We start from the raw sequence: 18491 nt of genomic DNA on the forward strand, positions 1-18491 counted from the left end.
GACAAGTGGAACTGCTTCGCGGTGCTGTACGGACGTACGCGTGGGGATCGCGTACCGCGCTGGCCGAATTCACCGGGCGTCCGGTGCCCGCGGCTCACCCCGAGGCGGAACTCTGGTTCGGCGCACATCCGGGGGATCCGGCCTTCCTGGAGACCGAGCAGGGCGAACTGTCCTTGCTGGAGGCGGTGACCGCCGACCCGGAGGGACAGCTCGGCTCCGCGTCGCGCGAACGGTTCGGTGACGTGCTGCCGTTCCTGGTCAAGGTGCTCGCCGCGGACGAACCGCTGTCGCTGCAGGCGCATCCGAGTGCCGAACAGGCGATCGAGGGTTACCTGCGCGAGGAAAAGTTGGGCATCCCGGTGGCCTCGCCGGTCCGCAACTACCGCGACACGTCGCACAAGCCCGAGTTGTTGGTGGCTCTGCACTCGTTCGAGGCACTCGCCGGATTCCGTCAGGCATCGGCCACCATCGAGTTGCTGCGCGCGCTGGCCGTCACCGACCTCGACCCCTACATCGAACTGCTGAACGACCAGTCCGACGCCGACGGTCTGCGCGCGCTGTTCACCACCTGGATCACCGCACCGCAGCCCGACGTCGATGTGCTGGTGTCCGCGGTGATCGACGGCGCCATTCAGTACGTCAGTTCCGGCGCAACGGAATTCGCGGGTGAGGCCAAGACGGTGCTCGAACTCGGCGAACGCTACCCCGGGGACGCCGGCGTGCTGGCGTCGTTGTTGCTCAACCGGATCAGCCTCGCCGCGGGCGATGCGCTCTACATCCCGGCCGGCAACCTGCACACCTATCTGCGCGGGTTCGCGATCGAGGTAATGGCCAACTCCGACAACGTGTTACGCGGCGGGCTGACGCCCAAGCACGTCGACGTGCCCGAATTGCTGCGGGTGCTGGACTTCGCGCCCACCGCCGAGGCACAGCTGCGGCCGCACGTGCACCGAGAGGGCCTCGGGCTTATCTACGACACCCCGGCCGCCGAGTTCGCGGTGGCGCTGCTGACCCTTGAGGGCGAACACCTCGGCCACGAAGTCGACGCGTCACCACACCATGACGGTCCGCAAATCCTGTTGTGCGCCGAGGGTTCCGCGGTCTTGCACGGAAAGTCCGGCTCATTGACGCTGCAGCGCGGGATGGCGGCGTGGGTCGCCGCCGACGACGGACCGGTGGGGCTGGTCGCGCACCAGCCCGCTAAGTTGTTCAGGGCGACCGTAGGTTTGTGACGGCCGGCCCCTGGGCGGCCTGACGCGACTCGCGGCGCTCGCGCAGCCACAGCCGCACGTTGTGCGCGATGGTCCGGCCGACGATCCGCGGCGGTGGAACCATATAGAGACTGTCGAGCAGCGAGAAGCGGCGCAAAAACCATTCGGCGAGCACGGGTTCGGTCTCGGCGGCGCCGAGGAATTGGTCGAACAGTGCTCCCGTCGGCCGCCACCACCAGGGGATCGGAGCGCTGGCGCCGGCGTGGTGAAAAGCGACGTCGCCGATCGCGTTCATCGTCCACACCGGATAGGTCGTCTTGGCGGTCGCCCGGTGGAGCTCGCCGGCTAAGTCTTCCTGCGCGGTTCCCAAGGCCCGCCGCAGGTGACCCGCCTGTAGCGACGTCATCGTCATGCCCTGCCCGAAGGTGGGATTGAAGCTGGCCACGGCGTCCCCGAATGCGACGATGCCGGCCGGGAAGCGGTCCAGCTTGTCATAGCGGCGCCATCTACTGGTCGGGAAGGCGTGAAATGCCGGTGCGCCAACGGGTGTGGCGCCGGTCAGCGCGTCGGTGAAGTGCGCCGGGAGCAACTTGATGGCCAGCGCGACCATGTCCGGGAACGTCGTCGGTGGTTTCGCGCCGGCCACGCCGAAGGTGGTCAGCACCCAGGTGCCGTCCTCGTAGCACAGCATGCCCATCCCCAACGACTGGTCGTGGGAGGCGCCGGCCACCACCACCTTCTCCGGGATCAATCCCTCGGGGATCCGGAACTGGTGGCTGGCGTAGTTGATGCCGATGTCCAGGCTCTCCTCGATGGGCCGCTGATACCCCCACTGCGTCAACCACACCGGCAGCCGAGTGCCCCGACCCGCCGCATCGACGACCAGGTCGGAGGGCACGAATTCCGGCTCGCCGCCGGCCTCGTCCTTGGGGTCCAGCACCACACCGGTCACCCGCTGTCGTGCCGCGTCGAACCGCGGTTCGGCGACCGATCGGCGCACGATCGTGACGTTGTCGATGTCGCGGACGCGGCTGCGCAACTGCCACTCGAGGTGCGGCCGGCTGGGCACGTAGGCGGTGAATTCGTCGCGCAGCGTGTGGCCCGTCCCGAGGACATGGCCCGCCGCACCCAGGTGGATGCAGTCCGGGCGGTTTTCCAGCATCGGCACCCCCGCGGCCACCATGTCCTCGAGCAGGCCCGGGAACAAGGAGTCGAGTTCGCAGGCCCCGCGCGCCATCAGCAGATGCAGATGGCGGTCCTGAGGAATCGTCGCGCGATGTGCCGGGGTGTTCGGTAGTTCATCGCGCTCGTAGACGCTGACCTGCGAATACCAGTCAGCAAGCACCCGGGCGGCGCACAAACCCGCGATGCTCGCGCCGATCACGACGGCGTGGTCTCGCGTCGGTGCGCAGTCCGGCATCCGGGGGGAGTACCCAGTACTGTGCGGTCCAATGGCTTCTGACGTTAACGAGAGGCGGGCATATGTCCAACCGATGGCGTACTAAGTCAGTCGAACAGTCCATCGAGGACACCGACGAGCCGGAGACTCGGCTCCGCAAAGTACTCACCTGGTGGGACCTGATGGTCTTCGGCGTCGCGGTGGTGATCGGCGCGGGCATCTTCACGGTCACCGCGTCGACCGCTGGCGATATCACCGGCCCCGCGATTTGGATCTCGTTCCTGATCGCCGCGACCACCTGCGCGCTGGCGGCGCTGTGCTATGCCGAATTCGCCTCGACGCTGCCCGTCGCGGGCAGCGCGTACACCTTCTCCTATGCCACCTTCGGTGAGTTCCTGGCGTGGATCATCGGCTGGAATCTGTTGCTGGAGTTGGCAATTGGTGCCGCCGTGGTGTCCAAGGGCTGGTCCAGTTATCTGGGCACCGTGTTCCGGTTCGGCGGTGGCACCGTCGACGTGGGGTCGGTCAACATCGATTGGGGTGCGCTGCTGATCGTCGCCGTGGTGGCCACCCTGGTCGCGTCGGGCACCAAAGTGTCGTCCCGGGTTTCGGCGGTGATCACCGGCATCAAGGTGTCGGTGGTCATCTTCGTCGTACTGGTCGGTGCCTTCTACATCAAGGGCTCCAACTACTCGCCGTTCATCCCCAAGCCGGAAGCCGGGCATCAGGCGAGCGGCATCAACCAGTCGGTGCTGTCGCTGCTCACCGGGGCGCACAGCAGCCACTACGGGTGGTACGGCGTGCTCGCCGGGGCGTCGATCGTGTTCTTCGCATTCATCGGGTTCGACATCGTCGCGACCATGGCCGAGGAGACCAAATATCCGCAGCGTGACGTGCCGCGCGGGATTCTGGCGTCGCTGGCCGTCGTGACCGTTCTCTATGTCGCCGTCTCAGTTGTGTTGTCCGGCATGGTTTCCTACACCCAGCTCAAGACCGTCCCCGGCGGCAAGCCGGCAAACCTGGCCACCGCATTCACTGCGAATCACATCGATTGGGCGAGCAAGATCATCGCCATCGGGGCACTGGCCGGGTTGACCACCGTCGTGATGGTGCTGGTGCTCGGGCAGTGCCGGGTCCTGTTCGCGATGGCGCGCGACGGCTTGTTGCCGCGGTCGCTGGCCAAGACCGGTTCGCGCGGGACGCCGGTCCGGATCACCGTGCTGGTCGCGCTGGTGGTCGCGGCGACGGCGTCGGTCTTCCCGATCAGCAAGCTCGAGGAGATGGTCAACGTCGGCACGCTGTTCGCGTTCGTCCTGGTCTCCGCTGGGGTCATCGTTTTGCGCCGCACCCGCCCGGACCTGGAGCGGGGCTTCCGCGCGCCGTGGGTGCCGCTGCTGCCGATCGCCTCGATCTGTGCGTGTGTCTGGCTGATGCTCAACCTCACCGCCCTGACCTGGGTCCGGTTCGGCGTGTGGCTGGTGGTCGGGACCGCGATCTATCTCGGCTACGGATATCGCCACTCGATGCAGGGTCGTCGGTTGGCCGTCCAGCAGACCTAATCGATCTGCTTTACAAATCAGCGCCCTTTGTCTAGACAGAGGACGCAAGTGGCGGTATTGTCCAATCTCAACGTGGTATGACTCACAAGGAGGTTTGGCATATGACCACCCAGATCCAGGCGGCCGACGAACTCGGCGCAACCGAGTGGCGCGACAAGAAGCGCTACCTGTGGCTGATGGGCCTGATCCCCCCGACGGCGTTGTTCGTGATGCTGCCGATCGTCTGGGGACTGAACCAATTCGGCTGGCACGGCGCCGCCCAGGTGCCGATGTGGATCGGGCCGATCCTGCTCTACATCCTGCTGCCGATCCTGGACCTGCGGTTCGGGCCCGACGGACAGAACCCGCCCGACGAGGTGATGGAGCGGCTGGAGAACGACAGGTACTACCGCTACTGCACCTACATCTACATTCCGTTCCAGTACCTCAGCGTCGTGCTGGGCGCCTACCTGTTCACCGCGTCGGACCTGGGATGGCTGGGCTTTGACGGCGGCCTGGGCTGGGCCGGCAAGATCGGCGTCGCACTGTCGGTCGGTGTGCTCGGCGGCGTCGGCATCAACACCGCGCACGAGATGGGGCATAAGAAGGACTCGCTGGAGCGCTGGCTGTCCAAGATCACCCTGGCGCAGACCGCCTACGGCCACTTCTACATCGAGCACAACCGCGGTCACCACGTGCGCGTCTCCACGCCGGAGGACCCGGCGTCGGCCCGCTTCGGCGAAACATTCTGGGAGTTCTTGCCCCGCAGCGTGTTCGGCAGTTTGCGCTCCTCGGTTCATCTGGAGGCACAGCGGATCCGCCGGCTCGGCCGCAGTCCGTGGGACCCCCGGACGTATGCGTCCAACGACGTGCTCAACGCCTGGGCGATGTCGGTGCTGCTGTTCGGCGCGCTAATCGCGGTCTTCGGCGTCGGCGTGATCCCGTTCATCGTCATCCAGGCGGTCTTCGGCTTCTCGCTGCTGGAAACCGTCAACTACCTCGAGCACTACGGCCTGCTGCGGCAGAAGAATGCCAACGGCCGCTACGAGCGTTGCGCGCCGGTGCACAGCTGGAACTCCGACCACATCGTCACCAACTTGTTCCTCTACCACCTGCAGCGCCACAGCGATCACCACGCCAACCCGACCCGGCGGTATCAGACGTTGCGCAGCATGGCGGGCGCGCCCAACCTGCCGAGCGGATACGCGTCGATGATCGCGCTGACGTACGTCCCGCCGGTCTGGCGCAAGGTGATGGACCACCGGGTGCTGGCGCACTACGACGGTGACATCAGCAAGGTCAACGTCCACCCGCGGATGCGCGACAAGGTGCTGGCGAAATACGGGGTGCCGGCATGACCGCCTACCGCTGCCCGGGCTGCGACTACGTCTACGACGAAACGAAAGGCGCTCCGCGGGAAGGCTTTCGGCCGGGTACGCCGTTCAGCGACATCCCCGACGACTGGTGCTGCCCCGATTGCGCGGTGCTCGAGAAGGTCGACTTCGAAACAATAGGAGTGAACCAATGAACGACTACAAGCTTTTCGTCTGCGTGCAGTGCGGATTCGAGTACGACGAGGCCAAGGGCTGGCCGGAAGACGGCATCGCCCCGGGCACCCGGTGGGACGAGATTCCGGACGACTGGAGCTGCCCGGATTGCGGCGCGGCCAAATCCGACTTCGAGATGGTGGAGGTTGCGCGTCCGTGAGCACTATTGTCGCGCCTGTGAAGCGGATTCCCTATGCCGAGGCGTCGCGTGATCTGCTGCGCAACTCGGTGTTGGACGCGATGCGCGACTTGCTGCTGACCCGAGACTGGTCCGCGATCACGCTGTCCGACGTGGCCCGCGGTGCCGGGATCAGCCGGCAGACCATCTACAACGAGTTCGGTTCGCGGCAAGGCCTGGCGCAGGGATACGCCCTGCGCCTGGCCGACCGCCTCGTCGACGCCGTCCATGCGGCGATCGACGCCAACGTCGGCCGCATCTACGAAGCATTCCTGGAGGGCTTCCGCGCCTTCTTCGCCGAATCGGCGGCCGACCCGCTGGTGATCTCCCTGCTGACCGGCGTCGCGAAACCCGACCTGCTGCAGATCATCACCACCGACAGCGGTCCGATCATCACCCGGGCATCGGACAGGTTGACCGTGGCATTCACCCACAGCTGGGTGGCTACCAGCGACGAGGACGCCGGTGTGCTGGCCCGGGCCATCGTGCGGCTGGCGCTGAGCTACGTGTCGATGCCGCCGGAGGCCGACTTGGGGGCACCACCCGGCGAAGCCGGGGGAGACGTCGCGCAGGACCTCGCCCGGCTGATGACGCCCTTCGCCGAGCGTCACGGCGTGATCAACGTCCCCTGACCTGGCCGCCCTTCGGCCGCCTACTACAGTGGCGGACGAGCGTATACCCAAGCTAACTAAATCCACTTTGAGGAACAGACACGCCATGACTCTGACCGCCGACGTTGTTAACGGCATCGACTTCAAGATCGCTGATCTGTCACTCGCGGAATTCGGCCGCAAAGAGCTCGACCTGGCCGAGTACGAGATGCCCGGCCTGATGTCGCTGCGTCGCGAGTACGCCGAGGTGCAACCGCTGAAGGGCGCCAGGATCTCGGGCTCGCTGCACATGACCGTGCAGACCGCGGTGCTGATCGAGACGCTGACCTCGCTGGGCGCCGAGGTCCGCTGGGCCTCCTGCAACATCTTCTCCACCCAGGACCACGCGGCCGCGGCCGTCGTCGTCGGCCCGCACGGCACCCCCGAGGAGCCCAAGGGTGTGCCGGTGTTCGCCTGGAAGGGCGAGTCGCTCGAGGAGTACTGGTGGTGTGCCGAGCAGATGCTGACCTGGCCCGGCGAGCCGGCCAACATGATCCTGGACGACGGCGGCGACGCCACCATGCTGGTGCTGCGCGGCGCTCAGTACGAGAAGGCCGGCGTGGTGCCGCCCGCCGAAGAGGATGACTCCGCGGAGTGGAAGGTCTTCCTGAACCTGCTGCGCACCCGGTTCGAGACCGACAAGGGCAAGTGGACCAAGATCGCCGAGTCGGTCAAGGGTGTGACCGAGGAGACCACCACCGGCGTGCTGCGCCTCTACCAATTCGCCGCGGCCGGTGACCTCGCCTTCCCGGCGATCAACGTCAACGACTCGGTCACCAAGTCAAAGTTCGACAACAAGTACGGCACGCGGCACTCGCTGCTGGACGGCATCAATCGTGGCACCGACGCGCTGATCGGCGGCAAGAACGTGCTGATCTGCGGCTTCGGCGACGTGGGCAAGGGCTGCGCCGAGGCCGCCAAGGGCCAGGGCGCGCGGGTGTCGGTCACCGAGATCGACCCGATCAACGCCCTGCAGGCGCTGATGGAGGGCTACAACGTGGTGACCGTCGAGGACGCCATCGCCGACGCCGACATCGTCGTCACCGCGACCGGCAACAAGGACATCATCTCGCTGGACCACATGAAGGCGATGAAGGACCACGCCATCCTGGGCAACATCGGCCACTTCGACAACGAGATCGACATGGCCGCGCTGGAGCGCTCCGGGGCGACGAAGCTCAACATCAAGCCACAGGTCGACCTGTGGACGTTCGGCGACTCCGGCAAGTCGATCATCGTGCTCTCCGAGGGTCGGCTGCTGAACCTCGGTAACGCCACCGGGCACCCGTCGTTCGTGATGAGCAACAGCTTCGCCAACCAGACGATCGCGCAGATCGAGCTGTGGACCAAGAACGACGAGTACGACAACGAGGTCTACCGGCTGCCCAAGCACCTGGACGAGAAGGTGGCCCGCATCCACGTCGAGGCGCTCGGCGGTCAGCTGACCAAGCTGACCAAGGACCAGGCCGAATACCTGGGCGTCGACGTCGAAGGCCCGTTCAAGCCGGACCACTACCGCTACTGAGCCGTTTCCCTCTCGCCGAGTGTCACGCCAGCGTGACGTTGGACGCCGAGCGCCACGCGAGCGTGACGCCCGCGGTGCTGGATAGCGCGTGCTGATCGCGATCGAGGGAGTCGACGGCTCCGGCAAGCGGACGCTCACCGAAGGGCTGCGCAAGGCCTTCGAAGCCGCCGGCAACTCGGTGGCCACGCTGGCCTTCCCGCGGTACGGCCAGTCGGTGACCGCCGACATCGCCGCCGAGGCGCTGCACGGCCAGCACGGTGACCTCGCGACGTCGGTCTACGCGATGGCGATGCTGTTCGCGCTGGACCGTGCGGGCGCGGCCGACGACATCGAGCAGCTGCGTCGCGGCCACGACGTGCTGATTCTCGATCGCTACGTCGCCTCCAACGCGGCCTATAGTGCGGCGCGCCTGCACCAGGACGCCTCCGGAGACGCGGCGTCCTGGGTCTACGCGCTGGAATTCCAGCGGCTCGGACTGCCGGCGCCGGACTGGCAGGTGCTGCTCAACGTGTCGACCGAGCTGGCCGGACAGCGGGCTCGCAGCCGGGCCGAGACCGATCCCGGCCGGGCGCGCGACAGCTACGAGCGCGACGACGGGCTGCAGCAGCGCACCGGCGAGGTGTACGCCGGGCTGGCCGACGCGGCTTGGGGCGGGCGGTGGCTGGTGGTCGACGCGGACGTCGACCCGGCGCGGTTGGCGGCCGATTTGGCCGGCAATTAGCACAGATTTGTCACGATTCGGCCGTTTCCAAGAAGAAACGCCCGTGTGGCGCCCGAGTTTTGTCCCGATCTGGTGACACCATGGACTCCATGAGGCAAAGGATTTTGGTCGTCGACGACGACGCTTCGCTCGCGGAGATGCTGACCATCGTTCTTCGTGGGGAGGGCTTCGACACTGCGGTCATCGGTGATGGCACGCAGGCTCTGACCGCGGTGCGCGAGCTGCGGCCCGACCTGGTGCTGCTTGACCTGATGTTGCCCGGTATGAACGGCATCGACGTGTGCCGGGTGCTGCGCGCCGATTCCGGCGTTCCGATTGTGATGCTGACTGCCAAGACCGACACCGTGGATGTGGTGCTCGGCCTGGAGTCGGGCGCCGACGACTACATCATGAAGCCGTTCAAGCCCAAGGAACTGGTGGCGCGGGTGCGGGCGCGGCTGCGGCGCAACGACGACGAGCCGGCCGAGATGCTCTCCATCGCCGACGTCGAAATCGACGTGCCGGCGCACAAGGTCACCCGTAATGGCGAGCAGATCTCGCTCACCCCGCTCGAGTTCGACCTGCTGGTCGCGCTGGCACGCAAACCGCGCCAGGTGTTTACTCGTGATGTATTGCTCGAACAGGTGTGGGGCTACCGGCACCCGGCGGACACCCGCTTGGTGAACGTGCACGTCCAGCGGCTGCGGGCCAAGGTCGAGAAAGACCCCGAGAACCCGACTGTGGTGTTGACCGTTCGAGGAGTGGGTTACAAGGCCGGACCTCCGTGATCCGCGCCGGCGACGATGCAGAGCGCGGCGATGCTGAGGAGCGGCGCCTATGCACTGTCGGCGCCGGTGTAAGACATCAAGATGCTGAGGAGCGCCGCCATTGATCTGGGGCTCGCGGCGACGTATCCACGGTCACCGCTGGGGACGCACCGGCCCCATGACTCGGGGCATGAGTGCGTTGAGTCGAGCCGTCGGCATTGCCTGGCGCCGTTCCCTGCAGCTTCGAGTCGTGGCGTTGACTCTCGGGCTGTCGCTGACGGTGATCCTGGCCCTCGGTTTCGTGCTCACCAGCCAGGTCACCAACCGCGTTCTTGACGTCAAGGTCAAGGCGGGCATCGACCAGATCGAGCGGGCCCGCACCACTGTCGGCGGGATCGTCAACGGCGAGGAGACGCGCTCGCTGGACAGCAGCCTGCAACTGGCCCGCAACACGTTGACGTCGAAAACAGATCCGGCATCCGGCCCCGTCCTGGCCGGCGCATTCGACGCGGTGCTGATGGTGCCGGGCGACGGCCCCCGCGCCGCGACCGCTGCCGGACCCGTCGACCAGGTGCCCGCCTCGTTGCGTGGCTTCGTCAAGGCGGGGCAGGCGGCCTATCAGTACGCCACGGTGCACACCGAAGGCTTCTCGGGACCGGCGCTGATCGTCGGTACGCCGGCGTCGTCGCAGGTGGCCAACCTGGAGCTGTACCTGATCTTCCCGCTGGCCAGTGAGCAGGCCACGATCACGCTGGTGCGCGGCACGATGATCACCGGTGGCGCGGTGCTGCTGGTGCTGCTGGCCGGAATCGCGCTGCTGGTATCGCGGCAAGTGGTGGTCCCGGTGCGGTCGGCGTCGCGGATCGCCGAACGGTTCGCCGAGGGGCACCTGTCCGAGCGCATGCCAGTGCGCGGTGAGGACGACATGGCCCGGCTGGCGGTGTCGTTCAACGACATGGCCGAGAGTCTGTCGCGGCAGATCACCCAGCTCGAGGAGTTCGGCAACCTGCAGCGCCGATTCACCTCCGATGTCAGCCACGAACTTCGTACACCGCTGACCACGGTGCGAATGGCCGCCGACTTGATCTACGACCACAGCTCCGAGTTGGACCCCACCCTGCAACGCTCCACGGAGCTGATGGTCAACGAGCTCGATCGCTTCGAGACCCTGCTCAACGACCTGCTGGAAATTTCCCGGCACGACGCCGGTGTGGCCGAATTGTCGGTGGAGGCAGTCGATTTGCGCACCACGGTGCGCAGCGCGTTGGGCAATGTCGGCCACCTTTCCGAGGACGCCGGCATCGAGCTGCTGGTGGACATGCCGTCCGAAGAGGTGATCGCCGAAGTCGATCCGCGGCGGGTGGAGCGGATCCTGCGCAACCTGATCGCCAACGCCATCGACCATGCCGAGCACAAACCGGTGCGCATCCGGATGGGTGTCGACGAAGACACCGTCGCCGTCACCGTGCGCGACTACGGGGTGGGGCTGCGGCCCGGCGAGGAGAAGCTGGTGTTCAGCAGGTTCTGGCGCTCGGACCCGTCGCGGGTGCGCCGCTCGGGCGGGACCGGGCTGGGGCTGGCGATCAGCGTCGAGGATGCGCGCCTGCACCAGGGCCGGTTGGAGGCGTGGGGCGAGCCCGGTCAGGGCGCCTGCTTCCGGCTGACGCTCCCGCTGGTCCGCGGCCACAAGGTCACCACCAGCCCGTTGCCGATGAAGCCGATCCCGCAGCCGGCGCCGCCGGCCGGGGAGCCCGTGTCACCGACGGGCAAGGAGCGTCCGCGCCAACACGAGCACGCCGAAAGGGGCGTGTGATGCGGCGGACGCCCGATTACCCGACTCCTCAGCGGGCTGCTTCGGCCCGCATCGTCGCCGGGTGGAAGCTCGTCGCACTGCTGGCGGTGCTGCTGGCCGGCTGTGCGGGGGTTCCCAGTACATCGGCGCCGCAGGCCATCGGCACGGTCGAGCGACCGGCCCCGTCGAATCTGCCCAAGCCGACCCCGGGCATGGACCCCGACGTGTTGCTGCGCGAATTCCTCAAGGCCACAGCCGATCCAGCGAATCGGCACCTGGCGGCGCGGCAGTTCCTCACTCAATCGGCATCCAATGCCTGGGACGACGCCGGTAGCGCATTGTTGATCGACCACGTGGTGTTCGTCGAAACCCGTGGCGCGGAACGTGTTTCGGCGACAATGCGGGCCGACATCCTGGGCTCGCTGTCCGACGTCGGGGTGTTCGAAACAGCCGAGGGTGTGCTGCCCGACCCCGGCCCGATCGAGCTGGTGAAGACATCCGGTGGCTGGCGAATCGACAAGCTGCCCAACGGCGTTTTCCTGGACTGGCAACAGTTTCAGGCTACCTACAAACGCAATACGCTCTACTTCGCCGACCCGACCGGTAAGACGGTGGTGCCCGATCCGCGCTATGTCGCGGTCGCCGATCACGATCAGCTGCCCACCGAACTCATCTCCAAGCTGCTGGCTGGGCCGCGGCCCGAGATGGCGCACACCGTTCGCAACCTGCTCGCCCCGCCGCTGCGCCTGCGCGGGCCGGTGACCCGCGCCGACGGCGGCAAGAACGGGATCGGGCGAGGCTACGGCGGTGCGCGCATCGATCTGCAGAAGCTGTCCACCACCGATCCGCACAGCAGGCAATTGCTTGCCGCACAGATCATTTGGACGCTGGCCCGAGCCGACATCAGAGGTCCGTATGTGATCAATGCCGACGGCGCGCCGCTGGACGACAGGTTCGCCGAAGGGTGGACGACCTCCGACGTCGCCGCGACCGACCCGGGCGCGGCCGACGGTGCCGGCGCGGGGCTGCACGCCCTGATCAACGGATCGCTGGTCGGTCTGGATGGGCAGCGGACCACCACGGTGAACGGCGCGTTCGGCCGGATGGGTGACCAGACGCTCGCGGCGTTGTCCCGCAGCGGCCGACAGGTGGCATCCGTCGTGACGCTGCACCGCGGCGCGCCGGACATGGCGGAGTCGCTGTGGATCGGCGACCTCGGTGGCGAGGCGGTGCAGTCAGCCGACGGACACAGCCTGACCCGTCCCAGCTGGGCGCTGGACGACGCGGTCTGGGTGGTGGTGGACGGCAACAACGTGCTGCGGGCTATCCAGGAGCCGGCGTCCGGGCAACCCGCGCGCTTGCCGGTGGATTCCGGGGCGGTGGCGAGCAAGTTCCCCGGCCCGATCAGCGACTTGCAACTGTCTCGCGACGGCACGCGGGCCGCAATGGTGATCGGCGGCATGGTCATTCTCGCCGGGGTAGAGCAGACCCAAGCCGGCCAATATGCGCTGACCTATCCCCGGCGATTGGGTTTCGGGCTGGGCAATTCGGTGGTGTCCCTGTACTGGCGCACCGGCGACGACATCGTGGTGACCCGCAACGACCTTGCCCATCCGGTCTCGTACGTGAACCTCGACGGGGTGAACTCCGACGCCCCCGCCCACGGCTTGCAGATTCCGCTGACCGCGATCGCGGCCAACCCGTCGACGGTCTACGTCGCGGCACCGCAAGGCGTGCTGCAGTATTCGGCGTCCGCGCCGGAAAGCCAGCAGAGTTGGTCGGACGTGCCGGGCTTGATGACCAGTGGCGCTGCTCCGGTGCTGCCGGGGTGACGCTAGATTTTCGTCGCGATCTGTAGGGCGATGTCGCCGCGGCTCAGCGTCACCGGTTGGGCCGCGGGTTCCAGGCCAGCATCCCGTTGCCATCCCGCGGTGTCACGCGAGGTCCATGCTCCCGATCGGCTGGTCGCACCGAAGTACAACTCGTCCAGTGCGGCGAATTGACTTGCAAAATAGCCTGTTTCGAGCCGCAGGGGCTCTATTACCGCAAAGACCCCATGTGGTCGCAGTGCCCGTCCCAACCGCCAGAACAGCAGTGCGTTCTCCGCCGCGGTGAAGTTATGTGCCAGATTGCATAACAGCACCACGTCGCAGGTCTTGACACCGAAGTCATACGAGAGCGCGTGGGCTTCGCGGTGCACGACCCGAGTGCCCATGTTCTCGGCGGCCAGCAGTGGCGCCGCCGCCCGGACCGCCTCGGGTGAGTCCAGCACCTCCGAATGCAGGCGGGAGTGACGCCGGCACAATGCAACTGAGTAGCGGGCGTGCGCGCTGCCGACATCGATCATGTCGGTGGCACCGCCCGGCACCGGAATGAATTGCGCGACTTCTTGCGCCGTCAGACCGGCCAGTGCCCGCATGGCCCGAAGGTAATGGTCCCACTGCACACCGGTCATGGTCTGGTGCAGCTCGAGGGGGATGCCGGTGCGCACATAGTCCTCGACATGCATCATCAGCTCCCACTCGTCGAACGCGAAAAGCACTGCGTCGACCATCGAACGCGGGCTTTCCGCCAGTAGCCAGGTGCGCGCGGTGGTGGTCAGCGCGTACCGGCCATCGCGGTACAACAGGTAATCCGACCCGGCCAGGGCGGCCAGCAGCTGCTGGGTTGCCACCGCATCGGTTCCGCAGCGGTCGGCTATTTCGGCGGCTGTGGCCGCCTGGCGGCTCAATGACTCGAACACGCCGAGTTTGGTTGCCGCCATGATCGCGCGTGCACGTCCGAACGCAAAGTGCGTTTCGAACAATGGCAACGGTAGTTGTCGTGACGCCAGAGCCTTCCATTCGGCCGGGTCGTCGGGGATCATGCCCAGGTGCACGTCAGGTAGACCGTTCAATGATGTTGTCGGAAAAGATGTCTGGGATATCGACCACGATGCGTGGCTGATAGTCCCGGTGGCGACAGTGCACGATGTCACCGCCCGCTCGAGCTTCCGACGCCACGAGCAGATAATCTGAAAGATGCTGAACAGTAACAGATTCTGCGTGGATCATGGGCTCACTTCCGGTTCCGCCGACGGCGTCGCTCGCCACGTTACCCACGCTAGACCGCAGGGATCCGTCCATACCGGCGGCTAGCCTAAATGCGCACCGGATTATCCGGATCGCGCACGGCCACCGGCGCGGCATGGTGCGACGCTGGTTGGCGACGTTAGCTTGTTGGCACGCGGATGTGGAAGGGGCATCAGTGGATTCGTGCAGGGAGGTGGCCGAATGGCGGAATCACCGACAGCGCAAGCAACGGGCGCGCATATCTGGAAGCAGGTGAAGAATTTCGACGATTTCGCCGTCGTGTGCTGCGGCCGGCTCCACACGCAGCTCCTGACCGATCCCGACGGCTTTTCCATGTGTCATCGAGTGGGTCGCATCGGTGCGGCGACCATTTCCGAAATCGCTGTCGGGTCCGAGATGTCGCTGGATGCCGGCGAGCTGTGTGGGGCCTATCGGATCGTCGTGCTGCGCGCCGGACGCGCCGAGGGTGAATACCGGGGCCTGCCGCTGGCGGGTGGACCCGGTACCGCCACGATCTACCTCCCACAGGGTCACGCTTCGATGAAGTGGAGCGCCGGAACCAGATTCATCTGTATCAAATTCGATCGTTCGGCCGTCGACGATGCGCTCAGCGACGCACTCGGCTGGCAGGTGATGTCCCAGCCTGAATTCACACCCGTCATGCGTATGGGGTCGGCCGCGACGCGCAGCTGGATCAACATGGTGGCGCTTTTCAAGGATCAGGTTTTCCGGGCCGACAGCGTGCTCAATCAGCCGCTGGTCGGGTTGCCGTTCGTCGACAGCCTGGTCCGCGGTTTCCTGCTCGCCGCTGACCATCCCCACCGCGAGGCTCTTGCCAAAGACATGCGGCTGTTCGCGCCGCGGGCGATTCGTTCCGCGATCGAAATCATCGAAGAAGAAGCGCATCTGCCGTTGACGTTGACCTCGATCGCCACCCGTACCCACATCAGCGTCCGCACGCTGCAGCAGGGATTCCAGCGCCACCTGGATACCTCGCCGATGGCCTATCTGCGCGAGGTCCGATTGCGGCGCGCACACCATGCGTTGCTCAGGTCGGACCCGTCGCAGGTGACCGTGGCTTCGGTCGCCTACCGTTGGGGCTTCACCAATCTCGGCAGGTTCGCCGCGGCCCACTCGGCCCGCTACCGCGAGACGCCGACGGAGACCTTGCGCCGCAGGACGTTCCAGCGCTTCACCGCCGAAGAGCGGGTTCACGTCAGGACCGCTCGGCGTTGTTAGATGTCGCCGCTGCACGCACGGTAGAGCGGAAGCTACGCAATCTGTCCAGCGGTCCGCGTCCCGCGACAGGTCGCTATGGGGGAGGTATGTGATGTTTGATCGATTTACGTTGGGGGATTTGACTCTTCGAGTGCTCGGCGCGCCGATGGCCGGTGGCCCGTCGACGCCGGCGCTGGCCGCTGCCGTATCCCATGGCGGCGGCCTGGGCTTTCTTGCCGGGGGCCTGTCGTCCGCCGACGAATTGGCCGACTCGATCCTTGTCGCACGCCGACTCACCTCGGGCCCACTGGGGGTGAATCTCTTTGTGCCCCAGGCCAGGGTCGCCACCGTCGCCGAACTGGGCGCGTTCGCGGCGGCGCTGCAGGACGAGGCGGAACACTACGGCGTGGCGCTGGGTGCACCGCGCGATGAAGACGACGAATACGCGGCGAAGCTCGACGTGGTGTGCGATCTGCGACCGGAAGTGGTGTCCTTCACGTTCGGTCCGCCGACCGAGGCGGCGTGCGTCCGACTCCGCGATGCCGGCATCCTGACCCTCGCCACCGTGACGACGGTACGAGAAGCATTGATCGCCACCAGTTTTGGAGTGGACGCGCTGGTAGCCCAAGGACCCGATGCCGGTGGGCATCGGGCTACGTTCGACCCGATCGCCGCGCCGGCCGCCGATCCTCTCGACGATCTGGTGTCGGCCCTGGTCGCCTGTTTCGACTGCCCCGTCGTCGCGGCCGGCGGACTGGGGACACCGGCTGCCGTGCGTCGAGCACTGGATGCCGGCGCCACCGCGGTGCAGATCGGCACCGCGTTCTTGCTCGCCGACGAGGCCGGAACCAATCCGGTGCACCGTGCGGCTTTGCGCGATCCGCAGTTCACCGAAACCGTGGTGACGCGGGCGTTCACCGGGCGGTATGCCCGCGCGTTGCGCAACCGATTCATCGACCGACACGACGCCCACTCCGTATTCGGGTTTCCCCAGGCCGCCATGATCACCGCCCCCATCCAGGCGGCCGCGGTGAAGCTGGGCGACCCGCACGGCGTCGGCATGTGGACGGGGGCGGGGTTCCGCGACGCGCGAACCGGTTCAGCCGCCGACATCGTGCAAGAGCTGGCGGGCTGTTGATGTCACCCCAGCCGGTGACACTGGGGCCGTGCTCGATTTGATCCTGCCGCTGGAGTGCGGCGGCTGCCGGACCGCGTCGGCCCGCTGGTGCGACGCGTGCGCCAGGGAGCTCGTCGTCAAGCCCGACGAACCGCACCTGATCAGCCCCCGCGTCGACCCGCAGGTACCCGTGTTCGCGCTGGGGCGTTACGCCGGTGCCCGTCGCCAGGCGATTCTCGCGATGAAGGAGCAGGGCCGCCGCGATCTCGTCCCGACGTTGGCCCAGGCGCTGGCCGTGGGTGTCCACCGGCTGCTGACCTGGGGCATCGTCGAAACCCCGCTGACCGTCGTGCCCGCACCGACTCGGCGTGCGGCCGCCCGCCGGCGCGGCGGTGACCCCGTCGCCCGTCTGGCGCACGCCGCCGTGGCCCGGCATCCGGACGCCACCGTCGCAGCGGTGTTACGCATGAAAGCGCTGACCCGCGACTCCGTCGGTCTCGGCACGGCCGAGCGCGAGCGCAATGTCGCGGGCCGGGTGCTGCTGCGGGGCCGGCCGCCGCGCACCGAGGTGCTGCTCGTCGACGACATCGTCACCACCGGCGCGACCGCGGGTGAGTCGGTCCGGGTCTTGTCGGCGGCCGGAGTGCGGGTGACCGCGGTGCTGGCGATCGCAGTCGCCTGACTCACCGAATCTCGGCGTAAACCAGTGAAATTGCCAAGAAGACGTGAAGAACTCGCTACGGGTTCATCAAATCGGTGGCACGGCGAGGCGAACACGAGCTAACGTCGAGAACAACCTTCAACAACTCTTCGGGACCTACCGGCCCCGACTCACTGGTCGCGAATTCCCAGCTTGAGATGGCACGTGCGGAGGGGGTGAGTGTTCGACACCTTGCGACGGCGGGCTGCCTACGGCGGTGATTTTCGCAAACCGTTTCCACCCCGTCGAAGCTTTTTCTGGAAAGCCGGCACGCAGGGCGCGTGGACGTGAAGAGAGAAATGAGTTGTCACGTATGTCAAGGCTCACCGTGGATTCCACTCAGCTTCTGGACGAACCACCGGTACGGATCGACGCGCAGGAACCGACCACCACCGCCGAGGTTGTGTTCAAGGGGCGCAACGTCGAGATTCCCGATCATTTCCGCGTTTACGTCTCGCAGAAACTCGCCCGCTTGGAACGATTCGACAAGACCATCTACCTCTTCGACGTCGAGCTCAAGCACGAACGCAACCGTCGCCAACGTAAGTCCTGTCAGCGCGTGGAGATCACCGCGCGGGGCCGTGGGCCGGTAGTGCGCGGTGAGGCTTGTGCCGACAGCTTCTACTCCGCGCTCGAGTCCGCGGTGGTCCGGCTGGAAAGCCGGCTGCGTCGCGGTAAGGACCGCCGCAAGGTGCACTACGGCGAAAAGACCCCCGTTTCGCTGGCCGAGGCCACCGCGGTGGCCCCGCCGGAGAGCACTTTCCGCAACAACAATGCGCCCGCGCAGCCGCATCAACACGACACCGGTGATGACGATCGGGACCATCAGCCGGGCCGCGTGGTGCGCACCAAGGAACACCAGGCCACGCCGATGACGGTCGACGACGCGCTCTACGAGATGGAGCTCGTCGGACACGACTTCTTCTTGTTCTACGACAAGCAGAGCGAGCGGCCGTCGGTCGTCTATCGCCGTCACGCCTACGACTACGGACTGATCCGGCTCTCCTGAGGATCGGCGGCCATCAGCAGGTCGTCACCTACGATGGGAGTCGCCTTACTAACGAAGACTCCTACCCAC

General features: G+C 66.5%; 18 protein-coding genes. 15 read left to right on the forward strand and 3 right to left on the reverse strand.

Annotated features, from left to right (window positions below):
* Positions 1 to 5: 5 nt before the first annotated feature.
* Complete coding sequence (gene manA, locus ACAG21_RS24415) at positions 6 to 1232, forward strand: mannose-6-phosphate isomerase, class I (protein WP_370498831.1); 1227 nt, start codon at positions 6 to 8, stop codon at positions 1230 to 1232.
* On the opposite strand, the gene ACAG21_RS24420 is transcribed toward manA, so the two are convergent.
* Positions 1210 to 2631: an FAD-dependent oxidoreductase gene (locus ACAG21_RS24420; RefSeq protein WP_370498832.1), complete on the reverse strand. Its 1422-nt coding sequence runs from the start codon at positions 2629 to 2631 to the stop codon at positions 1210 to 1212. The genes manA and ACAG21_RS24420 overlap by 23 nt on opposite strands.
* 62 nt (positions 2632 to 2693) lie before the next feature.
* Here ACAG21_RS24420 and ACAG21_RS24425 point away from each other — a divergent pair, with 62 nt between their 5' ends.
* The 10 genes from ACAG21_RS24425 to lpqB all read left to right on the forward strand — a co-directional run bounded on the left by ACAG21_RS24425 (position 2694) and on the right by lpqB (position 13139).
* The gene (locus ACAG21_RS24425; RefSeq protein ID WP_370498833.1) at positions 2694 to 4169 is read left to right on the forward strand and encodes an amino acid permease; all 1476 of its coding nucleotides are present in this window, start codon (positions 2694 to 2696) and stop codon (positions 4167 to 4169) included.
* A gap of 101 nt (positions 4170 to 4270) precedes the next feature.
* Positions 4271 to 5506 carry an alkane 1-monooxygenase gene (locus ACAG21_RS24430; RefSeq protein ID WP_370498834.1) on the forward strand — a complete coding sequence of 412 codons (1236 nt, stop codon included), beginning with the start codon at positions 4271 to 4273 and terminating at the stop codon, positions 5504 to 5506.
* Complete coding sequence (locus tag ACAG21_RS24435) at positions 5503 to 5676, forward strand: rubredoxin (RefSeq protein ID WP_370498835.1); 174 nt, start codon at positions 5503 to 5505, stop codon at positions 5674 to 5676. The genes ACAG21_RS24430 and ACAG21_RS24435 overlap by 4 nt, the downstream gene beginning before the upstream one ends.
* Entirely contained in the window at positions 5673 to 5855 is a 183-nt protein-coding gene (locus ACAG21_RS24440) for a rubredoxin (RefSeq protein ID WP_342929760.1), read from the forward strand. The genes ACAG21_RS24435 and ACAG21_RS24440 overlap by 4 nt, the downstream gene beginning before the upstream one ends.
* Positions 5856 to 5872: 17 nt before the next feature.
* Positions 5873 to 6505: a TetR family transcriptional regulator gene (locus ACAG21_RS24445; RefSeq protein ID WP_370498882.1), complete on the forward strand. Its 633-nt coding sequence runs from the start codon at positions 5873 to 5875 to the stop codon at positions 6503 to 6505.
* An 85-nt stretch (positions 6506 to 6590) separates the two neighbouring features.
* Positions 6591 to 8048 (forward strand): adenosylhomocysteinase, encoded by a 1458-nt coding sequence (gene ahcY, locus ACAG21_RS24450; protein ID WP_370498836.1) that lies wholly within the window; start codon positions 6591 to 6593, stop codon positions 8046 to 8048.
* Between the two features lie 88 nt (positions 8049 to 8136).
* A complete protein-coding gene (locus tag ACAG21_RS24455) occupies positions 8137 to 8769 on the forward strand; it encodes a dTMP kinase (protein WP_370498837.1) in 633 nt (210 codons plus the stop codon).
* Positions 8770 to 8849: 80 nt separating this feature from the next.
* Positions 8850 to 9536: a two-component system response regulator MtrA gene (gene mtrA, locus ACAG21_RS24460; protein ID WP_007168097.1), complete on the forward strand. Its 687-nt coding sequence runs from the start codon at positions 8850 to 8852 to the stop codon at positions 9534 to 9536.
* Between the two features lie 100 nt (positions 9537 to 9636).
* Positions 9637 to 11328 (forward strand): MtrAB system histidine kinase MtrB, encoded by a 1692-nt coding sequence (mtrB, locus tag ACAG21_RS24465; protein ID WP_370498838.1) that lies wholly within the window; start codon positions 9637 to 9639, stop codon positions 11326 to 11328.
* Positions 11328 to 13139, forward strand: a complete 1812-nt coding sequence (gene lpqB / locus ACAG21_RS24470) for an MtrAB system accessory lipoprotein LpqB (protein ID WP_370498839.1) — start codon at positions 11328 to 11330, stop codon at positions 13137 to 13139. The genes mtrB and lpqB overlap by 1 nt, the downstream gene beginning before the upstream one ends.
* Positions 13140 to 13141: 2 nt before the next feature.
* Here lpqB and ACAG21_RS24475 read toward each other — a convergent pair whose 3' ends face one another.
* Together ACAG21_RS24475 and ACAG21_RS24480 are read right to left on the reverse strand one after the other, a co-directional pair.
* Complete coding sequence (locus ACAG21_RS24475) at positions 13142 to 14203, reverse strand: methyltransferase dimerization domain-containing protein (protein ID WP_370498840.1); 1062 nt, start codon at positions 14201 to 14203, stop codon at positions 13142 to 13144.
* Positions 14187 to 14399: a hypothetical protein gene (locus tag ACAG21_RS24480; RefSeq protein ID WP_370498841.1), complete on the reverse strand. Its 213-nt coding sequence runs from the start codon at positions 14397 to 14399 to the stop codon at positions 14187 to 14189. The genes ACAG21_RS24475 and ACAG21_RS24480 overlap by 17 nt, the downstream gene beginning before the upstream one ends.
* Positions 14400 to 14579: 180 nt before the next feature.
* Between ACAG21_RS24480 and ACAG21_RS24485 the strand changes: the two genes are divergently transcribed.
* From ACAG21_RS24485 to hpf, 4 genes are all read left to right on the forward strand, one after another.
* Complete coding sequence (locus ACAG21_RS24485) at positions 14580 to 15617, forward strand: AraC family transcriptional regulator (protein ID WP_370498842.1); 1038 nt, start codon at positions 14580 to 14582, stop codon at positions 15615 to 15617.
* A 91-nt stretch (positions 15618 to 15708) separates the two neighbouring features.
* Complete coding sequence (locus ACAG21_RS24490) at positions 15709 to 16734, forward strand: nitronate monooxygenase (protein WP_370498843.1); 1026 nt, start codon at positions 15709 to 15711, stop codon at positions 16732 to 16734.
* 28 nt (positions 16735 to 16762) lie between these two features.
* Positions 16763 to 17395 (forward strand): ComF family protein, encoded by a 633-nt coding sequence (locus ACAG21_RS24495; RefSeq protein WP_370498844.1) that lies wholly within the window; start codon positions 16763 to 16765, stop codon positions 17393 to 17395.
* Between the two features lie 346 nt (positions 17396 to 17741).
* Positions 17742 to 18422, forward strand: coding sequence for a ribosome hibernation-promoting factor, HPF/YfiA family (gene hpf / locus ACAG21_RS24500; RefSeq protein WP_370498883.1), 681 nt, complete (start codon positions 17742 to 17744; stop codon positions 18420 to 18422).
* Positions 18423 to 18491: the final 69 nt, after the last annotated feature.

The organism is Mycobacterium sp. pR1184 (genome assembly GCF_041287235.1).
Classification (GTDB): Bacteria; Actinomycetota; Actinomycetes; order Mycobacteriales; family Mycobacteriaceae; genus Mycobacterium.

What these genes read in the sequence shown, in the direction of transcription:
- ACAG21_RS24420 (WP_370498832.1), bottom strand. Translation starts at nt 2,631, where the DNA reads ATGCCGGACTGCGCACCGACGCGAGACCACGCCGTCGTGATCGGCGCG.
- ACAG21_RS24425 (WP_370498833.1), top strand. Translation starts at nt 2,694, where the DNA reads ATGTCCAACCGATGGCGTACTAAGTCAGTCGAACAGTCCATCGAGGAC.
- ACAG21_RS24430 (WP_370498834.1), top strand. Translation starts at nt 4,271, where the DNA reads ATGACCACCCAGATCCAGGCGGCCGACGAACTCGGCGCAACCGAGTGG.
- ACAG21_RS24435 (WP_370498835.1), top strand. Translation starts at nt 5,503, where the DNA reads ATGACCGCCTACCGCTGCCCGGGCTGCGACTACGTCTACGACGAAACG.
- ACAG21_RS24440 (WP_342929760.1), top strand. Translation starts at nt 5,673, where the DNA reads ATGAACGACTACAAGCTTTTCGTCTGCGTGCAGTGCGGATTCGAGTAC.
- ahcY (WP_370498836.1), top strand. Translation starts at nt 6,591, where the DNA reads ATGACTCTGACCGCCGACGTTGTTAACGGCATCGACTTCAAGATCGCT.
- mtrA (WP_007168097.1), top strand. Translation starts at nt 8,850, where the DNA reads ATGGACTCCATGAGGCAAAGGATTTTGGTCGTCGACGACGACGCTTCG.
- lpqB (WP_370498839.1), top strand. Translation starts at nt 11,328, where the DNA reads ATGCGGCGGACGCCCGATTACCCGACTCCTCAGCGGGCTGCTTCGGCC.
- ACAG21_RS24485 (WP_370498842.1), top strand. Translation starts at nt 14,580, where the DNA reads ATGGCGGAATCACCGACAGCGCAAGCAACGGGCGCGCATATCTGGAAG.
- ACAG21_RS24490 (WP_370498843.1), top strand. Translation starts at nt 15,709, where the DNA reads ATGTTTGATCGATTTACGTTGGGGGATTTGACTCTTCGAGTGCTCGGC.